We start from the raw sequence: 22259 nt of genomic DNA on the forward strand, positions 1-22259 counted from the left end.
AGTATGTACGATTACATAATCGGTGCGCGGGTCACCCTCGCGTCAGTGCAGTTGGCGCGCGCACCCGCGCCGCCGTACGTAAACCAAGCGGATCTACCTACTGACGATTCGCCAATAACGGTTTGCGGTCGTTAGACTGTGGCTTCACTCCCGACCGTATTACTTCGGTCGTCAACTTGGTTTGGTCGTCGCCGTGGATGCCCAACCACCCCCGTGAGTACATGTGCGCTCCTCCATGGGCTCGCGAATCGTCTATTGCACGAAAGGTTGAGCGCGCACAGATGGCTGAAGGGTCCACGGCCGACAGTTTGGCGTCGGTGCCGAGCGGGATTGCTGCGGAGTTAGCCGCCGCCGGATTCGAGAATGCGCGCCAAGTGGCTCGAGGCGGGGCCGGGGTGATCTATCGCTGCTACGAGACGGCGCTGGGGCGAAACGTGGCGGTCAAGGTGCTGCCGTCCCATTTTGACGATGATGGCCGGGAGCGGTTTTTGCGTGAGGGTTACGCGATGGGTGGGCTCTCGGGGCATCCCAACATCGTCAACATTCTGCGCGTCGGTGTGAGCCCCAGCGGGCGGCCCTACATCGTGATGCCCTACCACGCTGCGGATTCGCTGGCGGTACGGTTGCGCCGGGAAGGGCCAGTGGCCTGGCCGGAGGCGTTGCGGATCGGTGTGAAGCTATGCGGAGCCTTGGAAACCGCGCACCAGGCCGGCACGTTGCACCGCGATATCAAGCCGGCGAACATCCTGATCAACGATTACGGCGAACCGCAGTTGAGCGATTTCGGGATCGCCCACATCGAAGGCGGGTATGAAACCGCCACCGGATACTTCTCCGGCACCATCGACTACACCGCACCCGAGGTACTCACCGGAACTCCAGCGACGGTCGCTTCCGACGTTTACTCGCTCGGGGCCACCATCTATGCCCTCATTGCGGGCAACGCCGCGCACGAGCGCAACACCGGCGAAGAACTCCTCGCGCAGTACATGCGTATCAGCACCACCCGGGTCCCGGATCTGCGTCCCGGTGGAATCCCGGACCCGGTGTGTTCGGCCATCGAGAAAGCGATGTCGGTTGATCCGGCGGAACGGCCCGCCTCAGCGGCGGAGTTCGGCCGGGAGTTGCAGGCTGCGCAGCGCCGCAACGGCTTGAAACCCGATTCGATGGCCATCACCAGCGCCGGTATCGATGCGGATCGCACGATAAGCGTCCCGGCGGATGTCTCTTTGCCGCCGTGCGCCCCGATCAGTGCACCCGGCAGAAAAACACATCCACCGGCTGCGACTGCAGCCTTTCACGGGCCAACCGCACAATTTAGCGAGCCGCGACTTGCCCACTCTCTTGGCGCTGCGATGGGTCCGCTGGGCGAACCCGGGCAGCCGACGTCACAGATTCCGGCTCTGCCTCCTAGCTCGACATCGATCAGAGCGCGGGCGATGGCGTGGTTGTCGGCGCCGGGCAAGAAGCAGAATCGCATAGCCTCGGTCGCCGCGGCTGCCGTGGTGGCGTTGACATTGGTGGTCGGCGGTGTTTACTACGCGCTTCCGCACCGCAATGACATCCATCCAAGTGGCGCAAGTCAACCGGGCACTCAGTGGAAGCCGATTACCAGCGCGCGCGTCGCGCGTGACGAAGTGGCGGCCACCGAGGCGGACGGCATTATCTGGATCTTCGGCGGGATCCGTAGCGACGGTGCTGTCACCGGACAGCAAGAGGGATATGACGCCGATATCAAGAGTTGGACCGATGATGACGATCTGCCGGTTCCGGTCCAGAACGCGATGGCGGTGACTTGGCAAGGAACCCCGGTGGTGTTGGGTGGCTGGCGGACGGCCAACGAAAAGCGGTATGCGACCGACCAGGTTTGGCGGGTGATCAACAGTCACTGGGTGCAGTTGCCGCACATGTTACAGCCGAGGGCGGCGGCGGCCGCGGCGGTAGTGGGTGACCGCATCGTGGTCGTCGGCGGTGTGGACGCTAGCGGTGCCCTGCTGAACACCACCGAGATCTTCGACGGCACCTCGTGGACCCTGGGCGCCCCGATCCCGACCCCGCGCCAGACGCTGGCCGCGGCCTCGGACGGCAAGCTGCTCTACGCGGTTGGCGGATCGAACGGCAACACCGACCTGACGACCGTCGAGGCCTATGACCCGGCCGGGAAAACCTGGACCACCTTGCCGGCCCTTCCCGAACCACGAAATGACGTGGGCGTGGCCATCGCCGATGGACGTCTGGTGGCGGTCGGAGGCGTGTCATCGGGGCAAGTCCTCAAAAGCGTTTCCGCCTTCGATCTGATGGCCAAAACCTGGGCCGGCTTGCCGGACATGCAGACCGCGCGCCACGGCATGGCGGTCGCGGCGGTGGAGAAGTCGGTGTATGCGATCGGCGGCTCAACTAATGCTGGCGACAGTCAGCTGACCTCGGCCGCCGAAGAACTGACGCTGCCGCCGCGCAGGGTCCAGCCCGCGTCGCAGTGGCGGACCCTCCCGGACGCACCACACGCCAGATTGGAGATGGCGTGGGCGGTGCACGACGACAAGATCTGGATCATGGGCGGGCTGCAAGGCGGAGCTGCCCTCACCACCGTCGAGCGATACGACCCGCAGACCAGAACCTGGCGCGCCGGGCCGTCATTGCCCATCGCTTTGCATCATGCGACGGCGGTGACCTACCACGGCGAGGTGGTCATCATCGGGGGTGCGACCGGCAACACCGACGACGCGTCCAACAAGGTGTTCGTGTTGCGTGGCGGTGGCTGGGTGGAGCTGCCCACCCTCAGACACGCTCGGTGGGCAGCGGCGGCCGCGGTGGTTGGCGACGAACTCGTGGTGGTCGGCGGGCAGAACGCCAATCAGCTGGTCCCGCAGACCGAGGTTTTCGACGGCAGCTCGTGGAAGGATGCGGCCAACATGCCTACCCCCCGCGAACACCTGGCTGCGGTGTCGGACGGCAGCTACGTGTACACGATCGGCGGGAGGTTCCTGTCCGCCGACAGGGCCTCCGCGGCGTTTGAACGGTTCGACCCGAAGTCGGGGGCGTGGATAAAGCTGCTGAGCATGCCAACCAGTGACGAAAGCTTCGGCGCGGCGTTCCTTGATGGCCGAATCGTGGTGGTCGGTGGCGAAGAGCCGACGCAGGTGCTGGGAGTCGCCGAGATGTACGACATCGCCGATGGGAAATGGAGTACCTTGCCCCCCATGCCAACCCCACGGCACGGCCAGGTGGTGGCAACCGTCGGCAACACCGTGTACTGCATCGATGGCGCCAACCGGACCTCGCGTCAGGGCGCTATCGCGACTATCGAGGCGTTGGACTTCAGCTGACCGTGTAGCCCATCGGCATCAGCACGCTCTTTTGTTGAGTGAAGTGCTCGACCCCTTCGGGCCCGTTCTCCCGCCCGATACCGGAGTTCTTGTAGCCGCCGAATGGACAGCCGGGATCGAAGGCATACCAATTGATTCCGTACGTCCCGGTGCGGATCTGCTCCGAGATCTTGATGCCCTTCGGCACGTTGGTAGTCCACACGCTGCCGGCCAGCCCATACACCGAGTCATTGGCGATCGCGATCGCTTCCTCCTCGGTGTCATAACCGATGATGCTTAGCACCGGCCCAAAGATCTCCTCCTGGGCGATCGTCATCTTGTTGTCGACGTCGGCGAATACCGTGGGCTGCACAAAAAATCCGTTGTCGAGGCCCTCGGGACGGCCACCACCGCACACCAGCCGAGCGCCCTCCGCGATGCCCTTGGCGATATAGCCCTCGACCCGGGTCCGCTGCTTCTCCGAGATCAGTGGCCCGACTTGGACGGCCGGGTCAGACGGCAGCCCGACCGGCAGCGCTTGCACGAAAGTGCTTACTGCGTCCACGATTTCGTCGTACCGAGAGCGCGGAGCCAAGATGCGGGTCTGATTCACGCAGCCCTGCCCCGCGTTCATCACCCCGGAGAACACCAACATGGGAATCGCGGCGGCCAGGTCGACATCCTCGAGGATGATGGCCGCCGACTTACCGCCGAGCTCCAAGGTGCACGGCTTGAGCAGTTCGGCGGCCCGCTTACCGACCTCTTTACCGACGGCGGAACTGCCGGTGAAGGTAAACATGTCGATGTCCGGGTTCGACGTCAGGGCTTGTCCGGTCTCGACGCCGCCCGGCACCACCGAGAGCACACCCTCCGGTAGGCCCGCCTCGGCGAGGACCTCGGCCAAAGCGTTTGCGGTCAATGGGGTTTCGGCAGCCGGCTTGAGTACCACGGTGCAGCCGGCCAGCAGCGCCGGGCCCAGCTTGTTCACCGCCAGGAACAGCGGCACGTTCCATGCGACGATAGCGCCGACCACTCCGACCGGTTCCCGGCTGACGATGGTCTGCCCGTATGAGCCGGTGCGGGTCTCGGTCCACGTGATTTTGTCCGCAGCACCGGCGAAGAAGCTCATCGCTCCCATCGAGCCCATCCAATGCATCGTCTCGATGATGGTGGGTGGCTGACCGGTCTCAGCGGCCAGCAGCGTGGTGAACAGGTTCTTGCGATCCCCCATTAACTTGACCGCCGCGGCGATCACGGCCGCGCGCTGCGCCGGCGGCGTCGACGGCCAGGGACCGTGGTCGAACGCTGCGCGGGCCGCCGCGACCGCGGCGTCAACATCGGCGGCAGCCGCCATCGGCACCTTGCCGACATACTCACCGGTGGCCGGGCAGTGCACCTTGATGACTTGGGAGGTCGACGGTCGCGTCCAGTTGCCGCCGATAAAGAGTTTGTCGTACTCCGTCTTCTGGCTGTCGGTCATGGCGCCAACCCTACCCAAGCCCACGCGCAACGAGAACATGTTCCAGTCGACGGATGTCCTCGGCCTATCGCGGTCGGAGCACCAGCACGAGATTGCTCACCAAGAACTCGCGCAGCACCGGCACCGATGTCAGCCACCACGCCCATCGTGGGTGGTAGCGAGGAAATGCGGCAACCGCGACACCAGTGCTCGTGGCCCAATTCAGGCCGTCGGCCGCAGACACCGCAAACAACGACGACCCGTAGTCGTTCTTTGCCCGATGACCGTGTTTGCGAACATACCGCGCGGCGGCGCGGGCACCGCCCAGGTAGTGCGTCAGGCCCATCTCGTGCCCGCCAAACGGGCCCAGCCAGACGGTGTAGGACAGCACGACTAGACCGCCCGGCTTGGTCACCCGCAGCATTTCGCGGCCGAGCTGCCAGGGCCGGGGTACATGTTCGGCGACATTAGAGGACAAGCAGATATCGACAGCGTCATCGGCGAAGGGCAACGCCATACCCGAAGCCCGGACAAACGCGCCCGCCTTCGGCGCGAAAGCCGGTCCCGCCGCGTGCATCTCGCTCGGGTCCGGTTCGACACCGACGTATCGGACGCCGGCGTCGGCAAACGCTGCCGCGAAATATCCAGGCCCGCCGCCGACGTCGAGCAATGTACGGCCAACCGGGGGAGCACCGTGGGTGGCCAGCCAAAGATCACCGACCATCGCGGCGGTATCGGCTGCCAGTACCCGGTAGAAGCGGGCCGGATCCGGCTGCTCGTAGCGAAATTCTGACAGCAGCCGCAGCGAACGGGTCAGTGTCGCCCGCTGCGCGAACACATCAGTGACATGAGGGGTGATGGCCACCGGCCACACCCTACGGTTGGCGTCCACCTGCTCAACGTGAGCGTGACGCTGGGCTGCCCGCCCGCGGCCGCTAGGCTAGCGGTCGATGTCTGCCGCGCAACGTGAGCTGGGTTCGGTATTGCTGCTGTGCTGGCGCGACATTGGTCACCCACAGGGGGGCGGTAGCGAAACCTACTTGCAGCGCATCGGTGCACAGCTGGCCGCATCGGGTATCTCCGTCACGCTACGCACCGCACGTTACCCGGGTGCGCCGCGACGTGACGTGGTCGACGGTGTGCGGATTAGCCGCGCCGGTGGGCGTTACTCGGTGTACCTGTGGGCATTGCTGGCGATGGTCCGGAACGAATTGGGAGCCCGGTTCGGCCGTGGACCGCTGCGGCGGGTGCGCCCCGATGTGGTCGTCGATACCCAAAACGGCTGGCCGTTCCTGGCCCGGTTGGTGTATGGCCGGCGGGTGGTGGTGCTGGTGCACCATTGCCACCGTGAGCAGTGGCCGGTGGCTGGGCCGGTGCTCGGTCGGCTCGGCTGGTATGTCGAGTCAACGTTGTCGCCGCGGCTGCATCGGCGCAATCAATACCTGACGGTGTCGCTGCCGTCGGCCCGCGACCTGGTTGCTCTCGGCGTGGATAACGAGCGGATCGCGGTGGTGCGCAACGGTCTCGACGAGGCGCCGGCGCAATCGTTGTCCGGCCCACGCGGGGCCGCACCGCGAGTGGTTGTGTTGTCGCGGCTGGTGCCGCACAAGCAGATTGAAGATGCGTTGGAGGCAGTCGCGGAGCTGCGGCGACGGCGCTTGGTGATGCCGGGTCTGCGTCTTGACATCGTTGGCGGCGGGTGGTGGCGGCAGCGACTCGTCGACCATGCGCGCCGACTTGGAATTTCCGACGCGGTGACCTTCCACGGCCATGTCGATGACGTGACTAAGCACCATGTGTTGCAAAGCTCTTGGGTGCACCTACTGCCTTCGCGGAAGGAGGGATGGGGTCTGGCGGTGGTGGAGGCGGCCCAGCACAACGTGCCCACCATCGGCTATCGATCCTCCGGGGGGTTGACCGATTCGATCATCGACGGGGTGACCGGGATATTGGTGGACAACCGCGCTGATCTGGTGGATCGGCTCGAAGAACTACTGACTGATCCCGTGTTGCGTGATCAACTTGGCGCCAAGGCGCAAGCGCGCAGCATCGAGTTTTCCTGGCGGCAAAGCGCTGACGCAATGCGCACGGTGCTGCAAGCGGTGCACGCCGGCGACTACGTCAACGGCGTGGTCTCAGTCGGCGTGTGACGCGTATCGCGAGACTTAATCCTCGGCGATGTCCTTCGGCGTGTCCTGTACGTGGTTTAAGTGTCGAGGCGCAACCCAGCGGCCCCGGCATCCGGTGAGCAGCGTTCCGACCGCGCCCACGATCAGCATGGCCAGCCACGCCAGATGCGCGGCAATCAGTAATGCTCGGCGACTGGCGGCAGGTGCCCCCGCGCTGTGCCCGCCAATCCGATAAAGAGCGATCGCATCGTCACGGTAGATTGGCGTCAGCGCGGCCAGGGTGCGCGCGGACGCACCCCGGTCACCGGCGGTGTCCGATTCGACAACCAGCCATGCCACGCCAGCCGCAGCTAACGCGGAAGGATCCGCCCCGGCCAGCAGCAAGTCCTGTACCGCTCGAGCATGATGGCCCTCGCCAGCAACCATCACTCCAGAAATGACCAGATCACCGGTGGTCAGCACGTCGGCGCGGACCCATCGGGGCAACGGATCAAGCACCGGTGCGGCCCCGGACCACGAGAAGCGCCGCATGGTGCCGGCGGGCAGTACCGCTACCCACCCTGGGCCGCCTCGGTCATTGATCGTCGCCGCCACGGCCGCCCACCCGGACGGGTAATGCACCGGTGCAACCTTGCCCCACACGCCCCAGGCCAGGTCCGGCAGCGCCAGCATCAGCGCGAGGCAGCACGCTAACGCCGTCACCGCCGAACCTCGCGGTCTTGAAGGTCCGAGCCAACGTCGCAGCGTCACCACTGCGCCGGCCCCCGCAAGTGCGTATCCTGGCACCGCTAACGCCATCCACTTCTGCCCGTCGCGCAGCACTCCGAGGCCGGGCACAGCATCGACTACCGCTGCCAGCACGTCGAGGCCCGGACCGGTTGCCAAAGCGGCCGGTGCTAACACCGACACCGCCGCCAGCCCCAGCAGCGGCACCACTGCTGGACGTCGCGCCGCCACCGGGAGTCCCGCCACCACCACACCGAGGAGCACCGCGGCCGACAATAACGCGAAAAGTGTGGTCCGTGAGGTGGGTACCGCCTCGGCATTCCAGATGCCGCCGAGGCTGGCCAGGCTGGCCAGTGTGCCCAGACCGGGCTCGGCGCGAGGCGCAAACACCGTGACACCGAGCGCGTTCGTTGCGGTATGGGCGGTCAACGACGTGCCCACCGCCGCAGCTGTCAGCCAGGGCAGCGCCGCCCCTAGCGCACTGCCCAATGTCGCTGCGGCGCACAGCCAACGCGGCCGGCCCCCAGGGCCCTCGACCGGGGCAGCCACGCAGACCAGCGCCACTGTCGCGGCGAGTAGCAATCCGGTCGGAGTCAGCCCGGCCAGCGCGATCCAACAAGCCAGCGCGAAAAAACCCAGCGAACCCGGCCGGCTCGCACCAGCGGCTGACCGCAGTGTCAGCATTGCCTCGGCAACCCATGGCAGGCACCCGTAGCCGACCAGCAGGCTCCAATGGCCCTGTAGCAGCCGCTCCGCTACATAGGGATTCCAGGCCGCCAGCGTGATCGCGACGAACTGGCCACCCGCACCCGCCGAGGGCAGCGCCGTCGCGACCAGTCGAGCCGCACCCCATCCCGCCAGCCATAACCCCAAGATGAGCGACGCCTTCACCACGACCCCGCCGTCGACCAGATGCGAGGCCAGCGCCACCGCGAAATCTTGCGGCGTCGCCCGCGGCGCGGACGTCAATCCCAGGGCGGTGTCGGACAGATATGACCGGGGCGTGGACACCGCGTCGCGCAGCAGCAGGTAGCCGGGCCGCATCAGCGGGCCAACCACCACCAGCGCCAGAACCAACGCGTAGCTGGGCCGAGACCAGTGCATGGACTGGCGGCGCACTTCACTCACATCCACGGCCCAGCCGCCGAGCTTTGTTCTGATTGCTCGGCTCTCCCCCGCAAGCGGGAGGTACCCCCATTTCGGGCCATTCTGGCCCGCATCGTCGCCGAGCTATGCCCGTTCGGGGGGGCCGAGGTCGGCTGGCCCCGAATCGGGCGGGAGGGGCTCACTCGAACCTAGCTGGGGCGGACCGGCGCTGGGTGCACCCGAATCGCGCAGGTCAGGGCGTTGAGTGGGCAGTTTCTCGGTCTCGGCTTCAGCCCCAGGCACTGGTTCCTCGGCGCGGCCGCGGCCGAAGGAGTCGCGGTCCGCTCGGTCCAGACCGGGTTCGGTCAGCGCGCTCTCGGTCCGCAGGCTGAACGAGGCGAGCAATCCACCACCGACCAGCGCGATCAAGCCGACCGCGGTGAACGTGATCGGCAACACCCGCGACCATAGCGCCAGCCGGTCACGTTCGTCGCGGGCCGAGTTGACCTGAGATTCGATGGTCTCTTCGGTGGAAGTGACCTTGTAATCGGCCAGCGTCACCTCAGGCTTGAGCGCATCGCGGGCAAAGTAGTGGTTGGCGTGCTCGGTTTCCTTGACGATGGTGCCCGACACCGGATCCACCCAGAAGGTGCGCTGCGCAGCGTAGTAGCGGGTCATGGTGATCTGCTCCGCGGGGTCGCCGGGCAAACCCCACATCGCCGCGGTGGTGGTCACTTTGCCGTCCTCATCGCCGGCGTACAGCGACGGGTAGGTTACTGGAGCCACCAGCTTGCCATCGGCGTTGTAGCCGACGTTTTGCGTGAAGCGGTAGGTGGTTAGACCGTTGACGTCTTCTTGACTTTGGTAGTTGACGTCAAACGCCTTCTGCGCGATCGGATCGAAGTACGGGTACGTCTTTTTCTCGGTGTGGAAGGGGAACCGGTAGGACAACCCGTCGTGTCGCAGCGGGATGGCGGTCGGCGGGTTCTGGTCAGCGAATCCGCGCGGCTTCTGGACGGAGCCGCCGGTGTGCGTGTCGTCCGAAACGGCCATCGCCGTTTTGCGGTTGAGCGTGACCGTGTCGACGATGGCCAGCAGTAGCCCAGTGTCTTTTTGCTTATCGGTGCGCCGGACCGAGGCGCCGACCTGAAACGTGACCACGTCAGCGTTGGCCGGCGCCTCGACGGTGATCTGCTGTTGGGACACTAGCGGCACATTCTGGTTGACGATGATGTGCTCGCCGGACAACGAGCTCGAGTCGAGCGCGGTTCCGCTGCCGTCGCTAACCAATGTGGCGTCGATATCGAGCGGGATCTTGGTGATCCTGCTGCTGGTATACGTCGATAGCAGCAATGCGGCAATCAAAAGGGCAGCGCCGAGTCCGACGATCCCGCATGCGGCGAACCGCAACATGACTGCTCGGTTCACGTTGCTGTGATCCTCCTTCTGGCCCCTGGACTCGTCGGTCGCGACCCGCTCCGACCTGACCAAGCAGCGAGGCAAAACCCGTTTGACCCTAACAGCAGAAGGTACGGTCTTTGCGTACGAACCTATCGGCGGTTACCCGGGCAATACGGGGCCATCGGGGTGTATCCGATTCGTCGGCAACGCACACCTTAGGCAAACTGTGATCGTGACCGACGGCCAGCAGGTGGGTGGGATCCGCAGCTTTCTGCCCGCTGTGGAGGGCATGCGTGCGTGCGCGGCCATCGGCGTGGTCGTTACCCATGTCGCTTTTCAGACGGGGCACTCCAGCGGTATTACGGGCCGACTCTTCGGCCGCTTCGACCTCGCTGTGGCGGTGTTCTTTGCGCTGTCGGGATTCCTGTTGTGGCGCGGACATGCAGCGGCGGCTAGGGAACCCGGGGCCAAGGAGCAGTGGCCACGCACCGGCCACTACCTGCGATCGCGGGTGGTACGCATCATGCCGGCCTATCTGGTGGCGGTCGTCGTGATCCTGTCCCTGCTGCCCGATGCCGATCACGCCAGCCTGACCGTATGGTTGGCAAATCTGACGCTCACCCAGATCTACGTTCCGCTCACCTTGACCGGCGGCCTAACCCAGATGTGGAGCCTGTCCGTCGAGGCCAGCTTCTACCTGGCGTTGCCCATCCTGGCGTTGTTGGCCCGCCATATCTCGGTCCGTGCCCGGGTGCCGGTGATCGCCGCCGTGGCGGCGATCAGTTGGGCTTGGGGCTGGGTGCCGGTGCACACCGGATCGGGCGTCAATCCGCTGACCTGGCCGCCGGCATTTTTCTCCTGGTTTGCGGCGGGCATGTTGCTGGCGGAGTGGGCGTCTAGCCGCATCGGGTTGCCGCACCGGTTGGCGCGCCGCCGCGTGGCGATGGCCGCCGTGACCCTGTTGGCCTACCTGGTGGCGGCTTCCCCGCTAGCTGGTCCGGAGGGGCTGGTTCCGGGCACTGCCATGCAATTCGCGGTGAAGACGGTGATGGGCTCCCTGGTGGCGTTCGCGTTGGTGGCGCCGTTGGTCCTGGACCGGCCCGAGACGCCGCACCGCGTACTGGGCAGCACCGGCATGGTGACGTTGGGCCGCTGGTCCTACGGTCTGTTCGTGTGGCACCTGGCCGCGCTGGCCATGGTGTTCCCGGTGCTCGGAACATTCCCGTTCACCGGCCGGATGCCTATGGTGTTGGTGCTCACGCTGATCTTCGGTTTCGCGATCGCCGCCGTCAGCTACGCGCTGGTCGAGTCGCCCTGCCGGGAGGCGCTGCGCCGCTGGGAGCGCCGGCACAAGCCGGCCGACGCATCCCAGCTCATAGCGGCCGAGGCGGACGCAATCGCGCCATGATCTCCGCGCAGCGCCGAACCGGCTCATTCATAAGTGCCTTGGCGTTCAAAGATGCGGCGCGGATTGTCGACAAGCATGGTGTGTAGCTGTTCGTCGGTGACACCACGCTCTTTCAGTGCGGGGATCACGTCGTTGTGGATGTGCAGGTAATGCCAATTGGGTGCGGCCACCGGCTGCAGCGCCTCAGGCAGCGCATCGAAATAGCAGTTGGCGTCGTGGGACAACACCATCTTGTCAGCGTGCCCACGCTCGCACATCTGCGCCACAATGCTCACTCGGTCCTCGAACGGGAGGATCACGTCGACACCGAATCGATCCATCCCGAGGTAGGAGCCGTTCGCAATGAGCTCTTCAAGGTAGCCGACGTCGGTGCTGTCACCGGAATGGCCGATGATCACGCGGCTCAGATCAACGCCTTCTTCAGCGAAAATGCGCTGCTGCTCCAGCCCGCGCCGTAGCCCCGCATGGGTGTGTGTGGAGATTGGCACCCCGGTGCGCTTGTGTGCCTGGGCGACCGCACGCAACACCCGCTCGACACCCGGGGTGATGCCGGGTTCGTCGGTGGCGCACTTGAGGATCCCCGCCTTGATACCGGTGTCAGCGACGCCCTGCTCGATGTCACGGACGAACATGTCGGTCATGATTTCTGGACCGTTCAACGGCGCGCCCGGGCCCAAATAGTGGAAATAGAACGGTACGTCGTTATAGGTATACAAGCCGGTCGCCACCACAATGTTGAGCTCAGTCGCCGCCGCGACGCGGGCGATGCGCGGGATGTAGCGGCCCAGTCCGATCACGGTGAGGTCGACGATAGTGTCCACACCGCGGGCCTTGAGCTCGCTCAGCCGGGCGATGGCGTCAGCCACTCGCTGCTCTTCGTCACCCCAGGCTTCCGGATAGTTCTGCGCGATCTCAGTGGTCATGATGAACACGTGTTCGTGCATGAGCGTGACGCCCAGGTCAGCGGTGCTGATGGGGCCCCTCGCCGTATTGAGTTCTGACACGTAACCGATGCTAGGTCCGGCGGTCAGCCAACAGCGCCGTTTGGATTTGGTCGGTGCGCTATTGGCCAATTTGCTGGCCGGGTTTTTTCGCCTGACGCGCGACGGCCGCACTGTTGCAGTACCGTCACCCTCGTCCGTGTCCGAACCACCGCCCGGGAACCCCCGAGAGCCCCAGGGAGACATCGTCATGTTGCTCAATCCCAACCGTTTAGAACGCCAATACCCGGACCGTCGCTCGGGGGAGATCATGGCCGCGACGGTGGACTTTTTCGAGTCCCGGGGAAAGGCGCGGCTGAAGTCCGACGAGCACGAGCGTGTGTGGTACTCCGATTTCCTGGATTTCATTGGGCGGGAGCACATCTTTGCCTCCCTGCTGACGCCGGCCAAATACGGCGGCCCGGATTGCCGCTGGGACACCTACCGGATCAGCGAGTTCGCCGAGATCATGGGCTTCTACGGACTCAGCTATTGGTACCCCTTCCAGGTGACCGCCCTCGGTCTGGGCCCGATCTGGATGAGCGCCAACGAGGACGCCAAGCGTAAGGCCGCCGCCCAGCTGCAGGCCGGCGAGGTGTTCGCCTTCGGCCTGTCAGAGCAGACACATGGCGCCGACGTCTACCAGACCGACATGATCTTGCAGCCGGCCGGCCCGGGCCGCTGGACCGCTAATGGCGAGAAGTACTACATCGGCAACGCCAACGTCGCCCGGATGGTCTCCACGTTCGGCAAAATCGCCGGGCCTCATGGAACCGACGAATACGTCTTCTTCGTCGCCGACTCCCAGCATGAGCGGTACGACCTGATCAAGAACGTGGTGAAAGCGCAAAACTACGTCGCCAATTACGCGCTGCGCGACTACCCGGTCACCGAGGCCGACATCCTGCACCGAGGCCCGGAGGCCTTCCACGCCGCGCTCAACACGGTCAACGTCTGCAAGTACAACTTGGGATGGGGCTCCATCGGCATGTGCACGCACGCCATGTACGAGGCCGTCACCCACGCGTCCAACCGCCGCCTGTACGGGACCGTCGTCACCGACTTCACTCACGTGCGGCGGCTGCTCACCGACGCCTACGTGCGGCTGGTGGCCATGAAGCTGGTCGCCACCCGAGCCTGCGACTACATGCGCAGCGCCTCGGCAGAGGACCGTCGCTATCTGCTCTACAGCCCGCTGACCAAGGCGAAGGTCACCAGCGACGGTGAGCGAGTCATCACTGCCCTGTTTGATGTCATCGCCGCCAAGGGTGTGGAGAAGGACACGTTCTTCGAGACGGTGGCCCGCGAAATCGGAGGGCTGCCCCGGCTGGAAGGCACCGTCCACATCAACATCGGGCTGCTCGCCAAGTTCATGCCCAATTACCTGTTCGCCCCGAATAACGAATTGCCCGCGATTGGCCGCCGCGACGACGCGGCTGACGATTCATTCTTGTTTGCCCAGGGACCCACCGGCGGCCTGGGCAAGGTGCGCTTCCACGATTGGCGGGCGCCGTTCGACAGCTATGCGCATCTACCTAATGTCGCGGTGCTGCGTGAGCAGATCAACGTGCTCGCCGAGATGTTGGCCAGCGCGACCCCCGATGCGGCGCAGCAAAAGGACATCGACTTCGCTTTCGGTGTGGGTCAGCTGTTCGCGACGGTGCCTTATGCCCAGCTCATCCTGGAGGAGGCCCCACTGTCTGGGGTGGGCGAGCCGCTGCTCGACGAGATCTTTGCGCTGCTCGTCAAGGATTTCAACAGCTATGCCGTCGAGCTGAATGGCAAGTCGTCGACCACGGACGACCAGGCTCGCTTCGCCACGCGGATGATCCGTCGTCCAGTCCACGACCCGGCGCGCTACGAGCAGGTCTGGAAGGAATACGTCCTGCCGATCAACGGGGCCTATCAGATGCGCCTGTGATCAAGATTGGATGTGGAATACCCGCTCCGCGTTCTCGTGATAGATCTTGTGTTTGTCGGCGACGGGTATGGGTGCATTGTCGAGAAAGCGGACAGCCTCAGCCGTGTCTTCATACGGATAATCGACGGCGAACATGATGTTGCCGGCGCCCAGCGCTTCGATGCAGAACTTCAGCGCAGGATTCCAGGGCATTCCGCTTGTGGTGATGTAGAAGTTTCTCTTCAGGTATTCGGTGAATGTCAGTTCCAGCCGGGGCCGCACGTTACATGTCGATGTCGGTATTTCCCGAAACCGGTCGATCCTGTGCAACCAGTACGGAAGTGCTTCGCCTAGGTGGCCCAATACAACTGTGAGCTTTGGAAAGCGGTCGAAAACCCCGCTGCAGAGCAACCTCATGGCATGCAGTCCGGTCTCGGCCTGAAAGCCCCAGATGGCGGCAAGAAGGTCATGCTTCTGCATTGGCCTGGCCATACCCGCCGACGGGCATCTCGGGTGCAAGTAGATCGCGGCATCGAAATCCTCTGCGGCTTCCAAGATGGGCCAGAACTTCTCCTCATCCAAGTACTCATTGTGGGTGTGGGAATTGATGATGATGCCGTTGAGCCCCAACTGGCCAATCGCGCGGTCTATTTCCTTGACCGCGCTCGCCGGAACTTGCGGTGCAATCGCCGCTAGGCCGGCAAACCGGTCCGGATGGCGTGCAATCGCTTCGGCGAGCAGGTCATTGGCTTCCGCTACCAGGCCGACGGCCTGATTATCGTCGAGTGTCTGCACCCCAGGTGAGGTGAGGGACAGCACTTGCATGTCGACACCATTGGCGTCCATGATTTGCAGCCGCACGTCGTCGAGATCGATCAGTAAAGACCGTCCCACTTCGCCGAAAGCCCCCGCGCCGTGGAAGAGGAAATCCTGGAACTCCCAATCCGGCTCGTCGGTTGGCGCCTGGCCGACCCACTGTTCCAGCACGGCAGTGACGTTGGGGGTGCTAAATGCTTCCTCGGTGGCGATGCGGCGGAACTCCACCGAGCTATCACTGGTCATCGGTAGCTCCTTGCCGAGCGCGCCCATATTGCCGCCCCACCATTTCGACATGCTAGGAGCGGTCGACGGATTCGGCAAGGACGCGCGGCGGCTCATTAAAATGCGCGCGGCGTCTTTCAATCGCTGATGAATTCCCAGCAGCGTGGGCATACAGCGGGACCTCAAATGTTGGCTGAAGCGGCCGGAGATTTGACCAGTATCGGATCGGCGATTACCGGCGGTGCTCGCGGCATCGGCACTGTGACCAAGCAGAGCCCGGGCGTTGCTGGAAGCCACGGTGCAACCGGCGCTGGGGCGTGGACGGCAACTCGGGCATCCCGGCTAACGGCCCGAGACCATGAGCTGACCTTGAAATGTGATAGCGCCTGCGCTATCACGTCTGGGACTTGCATTATGGGGAGTTTTGCGATGCTGGTGTGACCGGTGGGACGAACGGTTCGTTAGCGATTGACGGTTCGCGAGGCCTTGACTGTGAGCTAGCTCACCGTAGAATGACCACTGGTCATCCATGCGAGGGGACTTCATGCCGACGGTGACGTGGGTGCGTGTTGATCCGGCTCGTCGGGCGGCGATAGTCGAAGCCGCCGAGGCCGAGTTCGGAGCACACGGATTCTCTAACGGCAGCCTGAATGTCATCGCGCGGCGCGCGGGAGTCGCCAAAGGAAGCTTGTTCCAGTACTTCGCGGACAAGCGCGACCTTTATGCGTTCGTCGCCGACATTGTCAGCCAACGTGTGCGTTCTTATGTCGAGCACCTCATTCGCGAGCGGGACCCCAATAGGCCGTTCTTCGAATTTCTCACAGACCTGCTCGACGCCTGGGTCGCCTACTTCGCCGATCACCCACACGAACGTGCACTTCATGCCGCGGCCACTTTGGAGGTCGACACCGACGCCCGCATCAGTGTGCGGACCGTGATTCACCGCCACTACCTGGACGTGCTGCGGCCGCTGGTGCGCGACGCCGCGGCGCGCGGCGAGCTGCGTGCCCCGTGCGACACCGATGCGCTGTTGTCACTGCTGCTGATGATCTTTCCGCATCTGGCTTTGGCTCCGTACCTGCGCGGTATGGATCCCGTCCTCGGGCTGGACGAGCCGACTCCCGAGCAGCCGGCGTTGGCCGTGCGCCGGCTGGTTGCAGTCTTGGCGGCGGCCTTCGCCGCGTCGCCGGAACCTGCGACGACACAACCGATCCCGACATAATCCGAGGAGGTCAACACCGTGATACGCACACATATGGGATCGCTCGCCCGGGGCGGTCTCAACTGGGACAGCTTGCCGTTGAAGCTGTTTGCCGGCGGCAACGCAAAGTTTTGGAATCCGGCCGATATCGACTTCTCCCGCGACAGCCAGGATTGGCAGTCGCTGTCGGACCGGGAACGCGACTATGCCACCCGGCTGTGCGCCGAGTTCATCGCCGGCGAAGAAGCAGTCACCAAGGATATCCAGCCGTTCATGAGTGCGATGCGCGCCGAAGAGCGGCTGGGAGACGAGATGTATCTGACGCAGTTCGCGTTCGAGGAAGCCAAACACATGCAGGTATTCCGCCTGTGGTTGGACGCCGTGGGGATCACCGAGGACCTGCACCATTACCTCGATGAAACGCCGGCTTACCCGCAGATCTTCTACCAGGAACTGCCGGAATCGCTCGAAGCATTGCTGACCGATCCCTCGCCGACCGCCCAGGTTCGAGCATCAGTCACCTACAACCACGTCGTCGAAGGCATGCTGGCACTGACGGGATACTATGCCTGGCACAAGATTTGCGTTGAGCGCGGCATTCTTCCCGGCATGCAGGAGCTGGTCCGCCGCATCGGCGACGACGAGCGACGCCATATGGCGTGGGGCACCTTCACCTGTCGGCGCCATGTCGCCGCCAACGACGCCAATTGGACGGTGTTCGAAACACGGATGAATGAGCTCATCCCGTTGGCGCTGCGCCTCATTGAAGAAGGCTTCGCGCTCTACGGTGCCGACATCCCGTTCGGCCTATCGGTCGACGAGTTCATGCAGTACTCCACCGACAAAGGGATGCGACGGTTCGGGACCATCAGCAGCGCTCGCGGGCGGCCGCTGCAGGAGATCGACGTCGACTACTCGCCGCTGCAGCTGGAGGACACCTTCGCTATGGAGGACGAGCGGGCCCTGGCAGCCCGTTAATCAACCACGCCGGTCTCCTTATAGCTCGCACGCGACATGATTAGCACGCGACCCAAATGCATCAGCTGCTTACCTGCGTCGGCGTCAACGCTCGCCAGCATGCTGACGCTGTCAGGAATAGCCGGGGAGTCGATGGTACGTGATGCCGGCTGCATGCAGCCCGCTGTGCGGGCCACACGAGCAGCGGGCCAAGCCGTGATCGGCAAACCCTTTGGCCGTTACCCGATCTCACCCTTGAGTCGAGGAGCCAAACACCTGGTTAACGTGCTGCCCTTCTGAACCAGCCCCGTTAATTTTCGGCGCCTCCACAAACGGCACCGCCTGCACCCGCCGCATGGCGTCCGCTACCTCATGTCGATAGTTTTCCATCGCGCTAGCATTCGTATCCCAGTACCCCTGGTATTGGGCTTGCGCGGCCGCGATCGCGTGAGTGTTTTGCCCCAACTGGTTGGTCTGGTGCAGCTGCTGTCTCCGGGCGATGTTGGCGGCGACCACCTGCGGGGGCACCATCCGATTATGCGCCGTCTGGTAGGCGAGAAAGGCGATCGTGGTCATATTCCAGTTCGACCAGACACGAGCGGTCGTGTAGCGCAGCCAAGTTAGATACGGCGCGGTCGCCTGGGTCATCTGCAGTGCCGCCGCACTCTGCCATCCCCTCGTCAGCGTCTTCAGCGTCGTTTCAAAATCCTTTGCCGCTGTTTGCAGGTCGTTCGCCAACTGCTCCCACCCGCTCCGGGCCTGCCACAGCGAGTCAGCACCCGGGCCGGCGTAAAACGCGCGGGCGGTTACCTCCGGCGGTGTAACTCTGTAATTACCTTCCAACTCTGGTGTTCCTTTGGTCCGTAATGATTGCTGTCACTGGTATCAACGTCTGCTGTGCCGGTAGCGCCGGTGATCAGATCAGCCGACGTGTCGAGAGTTGTCGGTCTCGGAGGTCGAATACGCCTCCGCGGAGGCCGACAGCGAGGCCACAAACTCCTCCAAAATCACTGCGGCCCGGTCACTGACCCTCCGATAGTCCGCCGCCTGCGCGCAAAGACACGCCGCCACCTCCGTCGACACCTGGTCGCCACCCGGGGCAACCACAGCGGCCGTCACCCGGTTGGCCTCGGCACCGCTGGCAACCATGTCTTCACCAATGCCCCGTAACGCACCAGCCGCCCTGGTCAATGTCCTGGGTTGAACGCTCAAACCGCTCAAAAACGACATGCCTACTCCGCTTCTCCTCACACAAACCGACCGACTGCCCACGAATGGCCAAGTAACCCTTGGCGCACACGGTCGGCGTTGACGGTGAGCGCAGCTGGGGCCCAAGGATAGCGGCTGTGGCGGGCGCTCGCATCTCAACCGGCAGAACGTTATTGGGCAGGCATCCAATACTGGTTGGGGCGCTGGCCTCCGCGATGTCGCGTTGTGCGCCAATGCTCAACCTGCCTGGGCGATCACCCAAAACCATGCAGCTGCATAAGAAGTCGCCACCAAGCACCCTTAGTGGCACACGACGTCACACCTCCCACGTCGCAAAAAGTCTTGCTACGCAGAATGTTCCGCCCTAAAGCCCGACCCAAATGCATCAGCTGCTTACCCGCGTCGGTGTCATCTGCACCCCAGCCGCACAACACTTTGCCGTGCGTATCGCTCACCCACGCCCGCAGCATCATCGGGCCAGCCCTGATGGCTTGTGAATCATCGGTCATCTACCGCCGCTGCACTGTCGCCAAGGCGCATCACCTAGAACGGCTGCGCGCCACTCTCACCGACCTCTCGCCGAGCTCAACGAGGTCACCCGCCGAGGGGCGCCATGGCTAGTTGGCGATCAGTCACAACCCTGCTGGTGTTTACGAATGCTGATGCGATGCAGACGTATCAAGAGGTTCAGGACGCCATGCGATCCCAGCAATCCACGTATTCGGCTTCAGCGGCCGCAATCGCGTGAGTGTTTTGCCCGAACTGGTTTTGGCGATCTGGCCGGTGGCCACGCCGATCGCGCTATCGGTCAGCGCATGCGCGCCGATACATCCGGCCAATGGTATTGGTTATCAACGACTTCGCGATGCGTGCGCACACCACCACCCAGTCCGACGATCTCCACGACCTGGTCTCTGACCGGGCAATCATCGACAGACCCTTGATCCGGACCTCCAACAGAACCCCAGCGACTGGTACGGCTTGTTCCCCCACCCGTCGTCGCCGAATCCCGAAGAATGCCCCGGGAGCAAGGCCAGCTAGACAACACCGCAACGGGCCGGTAAGCCTATACGGAGGCCCAACGCTATTCGATTGGAGAGTGATGACGATCTCGTTGAGCACGTCGGAGGGTCACATCGATGGCCCCCTGGGACGTACTTGGTGGCGCATCACCGGCGAGCTTGAAATTGGCCGTCGTTCGGGACGAACGCCGGTGGTCGTTCTCCATGGCGGTCCCGGTGTGCCGCACAACTACCTGCTGCGACTCGCCCGGCTGTCCGACCGCGGACGCGCGGTCATCCACTACGACCAGATTGGGTCGGGGCGATCAACCCACCTCCCGAACACCGATCCTGAGTTCTGGACGGTCGAGCTGTTCCTCGACGAGTTGATTTGCTTACTTAACGATCTCGGGATCGCTGATGATTACTACCTGTTAGGTCAGTCCTGGGGCGGGATGCTTGCCGCGGAACACGCACTAAGCCAGTCTCCCGGGCTTCGGGGAATGATTCTCGCTAATACACCTGCGTCGATGCCGTTATGGGTGGCTGGGGTCAACCAGTTGCGGTCCGAACTTCCAGCTGCCGTGCAAGAAACATTGAGCAGCCACGAGAGTAATGGCACAACGGATTCCGCGGAGTATCTCGGCGCCCAGCAGGTGTTCTACGACCGCCATGTGTGCCGAATGGTTCCCAACCCGCCAGAATTGATGGCTAGCTTTGAGGCAGTGCAAGAAGATCCGACTGTCTATCACGCGATGGTGGGGCCCAATGAGTTTTACATCACGGGCTCACTGAAATCGTGGTCAGTGGTCGATCAGCTTCATCGGATCACCGTGCCCACCCTCGTTGTCAATGGGCGCTACGACGAGGCGACTGACCTCTGCGTCGCTCCTTTCCTGCAGCGGATTCCACGAGTCCAGTACGCAAAATTCGAGCATTCCAGCCACACGCCGCATCTAGAGGAAGAGGAATTGTTCCTCGACGTTGTCAACGCGTTTCTCGAATCATGCGACGACCCGAGGGCTTGAAGTCGGCTCTAGGCGATCCAGACCGTCTTGGTGTTGCAGAACTCGCGGATCCCGTGGGCCGACAGCTCGCGTCCGTAGCCGGACCGCTTGACACCGCCGAACGGCAATTCGGGGTAGGACACCGTCATCCCGTTGATGAAGACCTGACCGGCCGCGATGTCGTCGATGAAGCGCCGCTGCTCGGTCTCGTCCTGTGTCCAGGCGTTGGAACCCAACCCGAAGGTGGTGGCATTGGCGATCTCGATGGCTTCGTCGATGTCGGCGGCACGATACACCGAGGCGACCGGACCGAAGACCTCCTCGGTGTAGAGCGCCATGTCCTTGGTGATGCCGGTGACCACGGTCGGTGGGTAGAACCATCCCGGCCGGTCGGGACGTTTACCGCCGCAGCGGATCACCGCGCCGGCCGCGGCGGCGGCGTCGACTTGCTGTTCGACTTCGGCGCGGCCCGACTCGGTGGCCAGCGGACCGACGTCGGTGTCCGGGTCGGTCGGGTCACCCACCTGCAGCGCCTCCATCCGCGCGACGAACTTGTCGACGAACTCGTCGTAAATGTCGGCGTGGGCGATAAACCGCTTGGCGGCGATGCAGGATTGGCCGTTGTTCTGGACCCGGCCGGTGACCGCGGTGGCCACTGCTGCATCCACATCGGCTGAGGGCATCACGATGAACGGGTCGCTGCCGCCGAGCTCGAGCACGGTGGGCTTGATCTCGTCGCCCGCGATGGCGCCGACCGACTGGCCGGCCGGTTCGCTGCCGGTGAGGGTGGCCGCCGCGACGCGGGGATCGCGCAGGATGGCTTCGACACCGCTGGCCGAGATGAGCAGCGTTTGAAAACAGCCCTGCGGGAAGCCGCCACGGGCAATGACGTCGGCGAGGTACAGCGCACACTGCGGCACGTTGGACGCGTGCTTGAGTAGGCCGACGTTGCCGGCCATCAGCGCCGGCGCGGCGAAGCGGACGGCCTGCCACAGCGGAAAGTTCCACGGCATCACGGCCAGTACCACCCCGAGCGGCTGGTAGCGAGCGAATGCCTGCGACGCGCCAACGGCGGCGGCGTCGGCCGGTTCATCGGCGAGCAACGCTTCGGCGTTCTCGGCGTAGTAGCGAAAACCCTTGGCGCACTTCAGTGCCTCGCCCTTGGCCGAGGCCAGCGTCTTACCCATCTCGAGGGTCATCATGGCGGCGGCTTGGTCGGCTTCGGCCTCGAGCAGGTCGGCGGTGGCGTTAGCCCACTTGGCGCGCTGAGCGAAGGTGGTGTGACGGTAGTCGTCGAACCGCGCGTAGCCGCGAGCAATCGCAGCCTCGACTTCATGCTGGGTCGCCGGGGTAAAGGTCTTTACCGTCTCGCCGGTGGCCGGGTTGATAGTGGCGATCGACACGCTGACCTCTCCTTCATCTGGGGCTGGCTGGTGAAACGTCTGGGTC

The 22259-nt window shown here is 64.1% G+C and carries 16 protein-coding genes and 1 pseudogene; 8 read left to right on the forward strand and 9 right to left on the reverse strand.

Going from position 1 to position 22259, the window contains the following annotated elements:
* The first annotated feature begins 281 nt into the window (after positions 1–281).
* Positions 282–3326 carry a serine/threonine-protein kinase gene (locus B586_RS01360; protein ID WP_054878912.1) on the forward strand — a complete coding sequence of 1015 codons (3045 nt, stop codon included), beginning with the start codon at positions 282–284 and terminating at the stop codon, positions 3324–3326.
* Here B586_RS01360 and B586_RS01365 read toward each other — a convergent pair.
* Positions 3319–4785 carry an aldehyde dehydrogenase gene (locus B586_RS01365; RefSeq protein ID WP_054880780.1) on the reverse strand — a complete coding sequence of 489 codons (1467 nt, stop codon included), beginning with the start codon at positions 4783–4785 and terminating at the stop codon, positions 3319–3321. The genes B586_RS01360 and B586_RS01365 overlap by 8 nt on opposite strands.
* 64 nt (positions 4786–4849) lie before the next feature.
* The gene (locus tag B586_RS01370) at positions 4850–5656 is read right to left on the reverse strand and encodes a class I SAM-dependent methyltransferase (protein WP_054878911.1); all 807 of its coding nucleotides are present in this window, start codon (positions 5654–5656) and stop codon (positions 4850–4852) included.
* 58 nt (positions 5657–5714) lie between these two features.
* Between B586_RS01370 and B586_RS01375 the strand changes: the two genes are divergently transcribed.
* Positions 5715–6914, forward strand: a complete 1200-nt coding sequence (locus tag B586_RS01375) for a glycosyltransferase family 4 protein (protein WP_054878910.1) — start codon at positions 5715–5717, stop codon at positions 6912–6914.
* Between the two features lie 15 nt (positions 6915–6929).
* On the opposite strand, the gene B586_RS01380 is transcribed toward B586_RS01375, so the two are convergent.
* The gene (locus tag B586_RS01380; protein ID WP_054880779.1) at positions 6930–8723 is read right to left on the reverse strand and encodes an MmpA family trehalose lipid delivery protein; all 1794 of its coding nucleotides are present in this window, start codon (positions 8721–8723) and stop codon (positions 6930–6932) included.
* 126 nt (positions 8724–8849) lie between these two features.
* On the reverse strand, positions 8850–10133 hold the full coding sequence (gene pgfA, locus B586_RS01385; protein ID WP_054878909.1) for a cell envelope lipid trafficking protein PgfA: 1284 nt from the start codon (positions 10131–10133) through the stop codon (positions 8850–8852).
* Positions 10134–10332: 199 nt separating this feature from the next.
* Here pgfA and B586_RS01390 point away from each other — a divergent pair, with 199 nt between their 5' ends.
* Positions 10333–11514, forward strand: a complete 1182-nt coding sequence (locus tag B586_RS01390) for an acyltransferase family protein (RefSeq protein WP_054878908.1) — start codon at positions 10333–10335, stop codon at positions 11512–11514.
* 23 nt (positions 11515–11537) lie between these two features.
* On the opposite strand, the gene B586_RS01395 is transcribed toward B586_RS01390, so the two are convergent.
* The gene (locus B586_RS01395) at positions 11538–12518 is read right to left on the reverse strand and encodes a phosphotriesterase family protein (RefSeq protein ID WP_054878907.1); all 981 of its coding nucleotides are present in this window, start codon (positions 12516–12518) and stop codon (positions 11538–11540) included.
* A gap of 187 nt (positions 12519–12705) precedes the next feature.
* Between B586_RS01395 and B586_RS01400 the strand changes: the two genes are divergently transcribed.
* Positions 12706–14415 (forward strand): acyl-CoA dehydrogenase family protein, encoded by a 1710-nt coding sequence (locus tag B586_RS01400; RefSeq protein ID WP_054880778.1) that lies wholly within the window; start codon positions 12706–12708, stop codon positions 14413–14415.
* Here the strand turns inward: B586_RS01400 and B586_RS01405 are convergent, their stop codons facing one another.
* Positions 14416–15606 carry an amidohydrolase family protein gene (locus tag B586_RS01405; RefSeq protein WP_211141551.1) on the reverse strand — a complete coding sequence of 397 codons (1191 nt, stop codon included), beginning with the start codon at positions 15604–15606 and terminating at the stop codon, positions 14416–14418.
* Positions 15607–15979: 373 nt separating this feature from the next.
* On the opposite strand from B586_RS01405, the gene B586_RS01410 reads away from it, so the two are divergent.
* A complete protein-coding gene (locus B586_RS01410; RefSeq protein WP_054878905.1) occupies positions 15980–16657 on the forward strand; it encodes a TetR/AcrR family transcriptional regulator in 678 nt (225 codons plus the stop codon).
* Positions 16658–16675: 18 nt separating this feature from the next.
* Complete coding sequence (locus B586_RS01415; RefSeq protein WP_054878904.1) at positions 16676–17614, forward strand: R2-like ligand-binding oxidase; 939 nt, start codon at positions 16676–16678, stop codon at positions 17612–17614.
* 228 nt (positions 17615–17842) lie between these two features.
* Here B586_RS01415 and B586_RS01420 read toward each other — a convergent pair whose 3' ends face one another.
* Both B586_RS01420 and B586_RS01425 read right to left on the reverse strand, forming a co-directional pair.
* Entirely contained in the window at positions 17843–18436 is a 594-nt protein-coding gene (locus B586_RS01420; protein ID WP_054878903.1) for a PPE family protein, read from the reverse strand.
* Positions 18437–18514: 78 nt separating this feature from the next.
* Positions 18515–18823: a PE family protein gene (locus B586_RS01425; protein ID WP_054878902.1), complete on the reverse strand. Its 309-nt coding sequence runs from the start codon at positions 18821–18823 to the stop codon at positions 18515–18517.
* A gap of 752 nt (positions 18824–19575) precedes the next feature.
* Here B586_RS01425 and B586_RS22890 point away from each other — a divergent pair.
* Positions 19576–19798: pseudogene (locus B586_RS22890) on the forward strand (ATP-binding protein); the annotation flags it as partial.
* Between the two features lie 106 nt (positions 19799–19904).
* Positions 19905–20831, forward strand: coding sequence for a proline iminopeptidase-family hydrolase (locus B586_RS01440; protein ID WP_054878900.1), 927 nt, complete (start codon positions 19905–19907; stop codon positions 20829–20831).
* Positions 20832–20839: 8 nt separating this feature from the next.
* Here B586_RS01440 and B586_RS01445 read toward each other — a convergent pair whose 3' ends face one another.
* Positions 20840–22213, reverse strand: a complete 1374-nt coding sequence (locus B586_RS01445; protein ID WP_054880777.1) for an NADP-dependent succinic semialdehyde dehydrogenase — start codon at positions 22211–22213, stop codon at positions 20840–20842.
* Positions 22214–22259: the final 46 nt, after the last annotated feature.

Origin of the sequence: Mycobacterium haemophilum DSM 44634, from assembly GCF_000340435.2 — a bacterium.
Lineage (GTDB): Bacteria > Actinomycetota > Actinomycetes > Mycobacteriales > Mycobacteriaceae > Mycobacterium > Mycobacterium haemophilum.

Bases quoted from the DNA above. Each gene is read 5' to 3' on its own strand.
- B586_RS01375 (WP_054878910.1), top strand. From the start codon at position 5,715: ATGTCTGCCGCGCAACGTGAGCTGGGTTCGGTATTGCTGCTGTGCTGG.
- B586_RS01425 (WP_054878902.1), bottom strand. From the start codon at position 18,823: ATGTCGTTTTTGAGCGGTTTGAGCGTTCAACCCAGGACATTGACCAGG.
- B586_RS01410 (WP_054878905.1), top strand. From the start codon at position 15,980: ATGCCGACGGTGACGTGGGTGCGTGTTGATCCGGCTCGTCGGGCGGCG.
- B586_RS01440 (WP_054878900.1), top strand. From the start codon at position 19,905: ATGACGATCTCGTTGAGCACGTCGGAGGGTCACATCGATGGCCCCCTG.
- B586_RS01360 (WP_054878912.1), top strand. From the start codon at position 282: ATGGCTGAAGGGTCCACGGCCGACAGTTTGGCGTCGGTGCCGAGCGGG.
- B586_RS01405 (WP_211141551.1), bottom strand. From the start codon at position 15,606: ATGCCCACGCTGCTGGGAATTCATCAGCGATTGAAAGACGCCGCGCGC.
- B586_RS01365 (WP_054880780.1), bottom strand. From the start codon at position 4,785: ATGACCGACAGCCAGAAGACGGAGTACGACAAACTCTTTATCGGCGGC.
- B586_RS01380 (WP_054880779.1), bottom strand. From the start codon at position 8,723: ATGCACTGGTCTCGGCCCAGCTACGCGTTGGTTCTGGCGCTGGTGGTG.
- B586_RS01400 (WP_054880778.1), top strand. From the start codon at position 12,706: ATGTTGCTCAATCCCAACCGTTTAGAACGCCAATACCCGGACCGTCGC.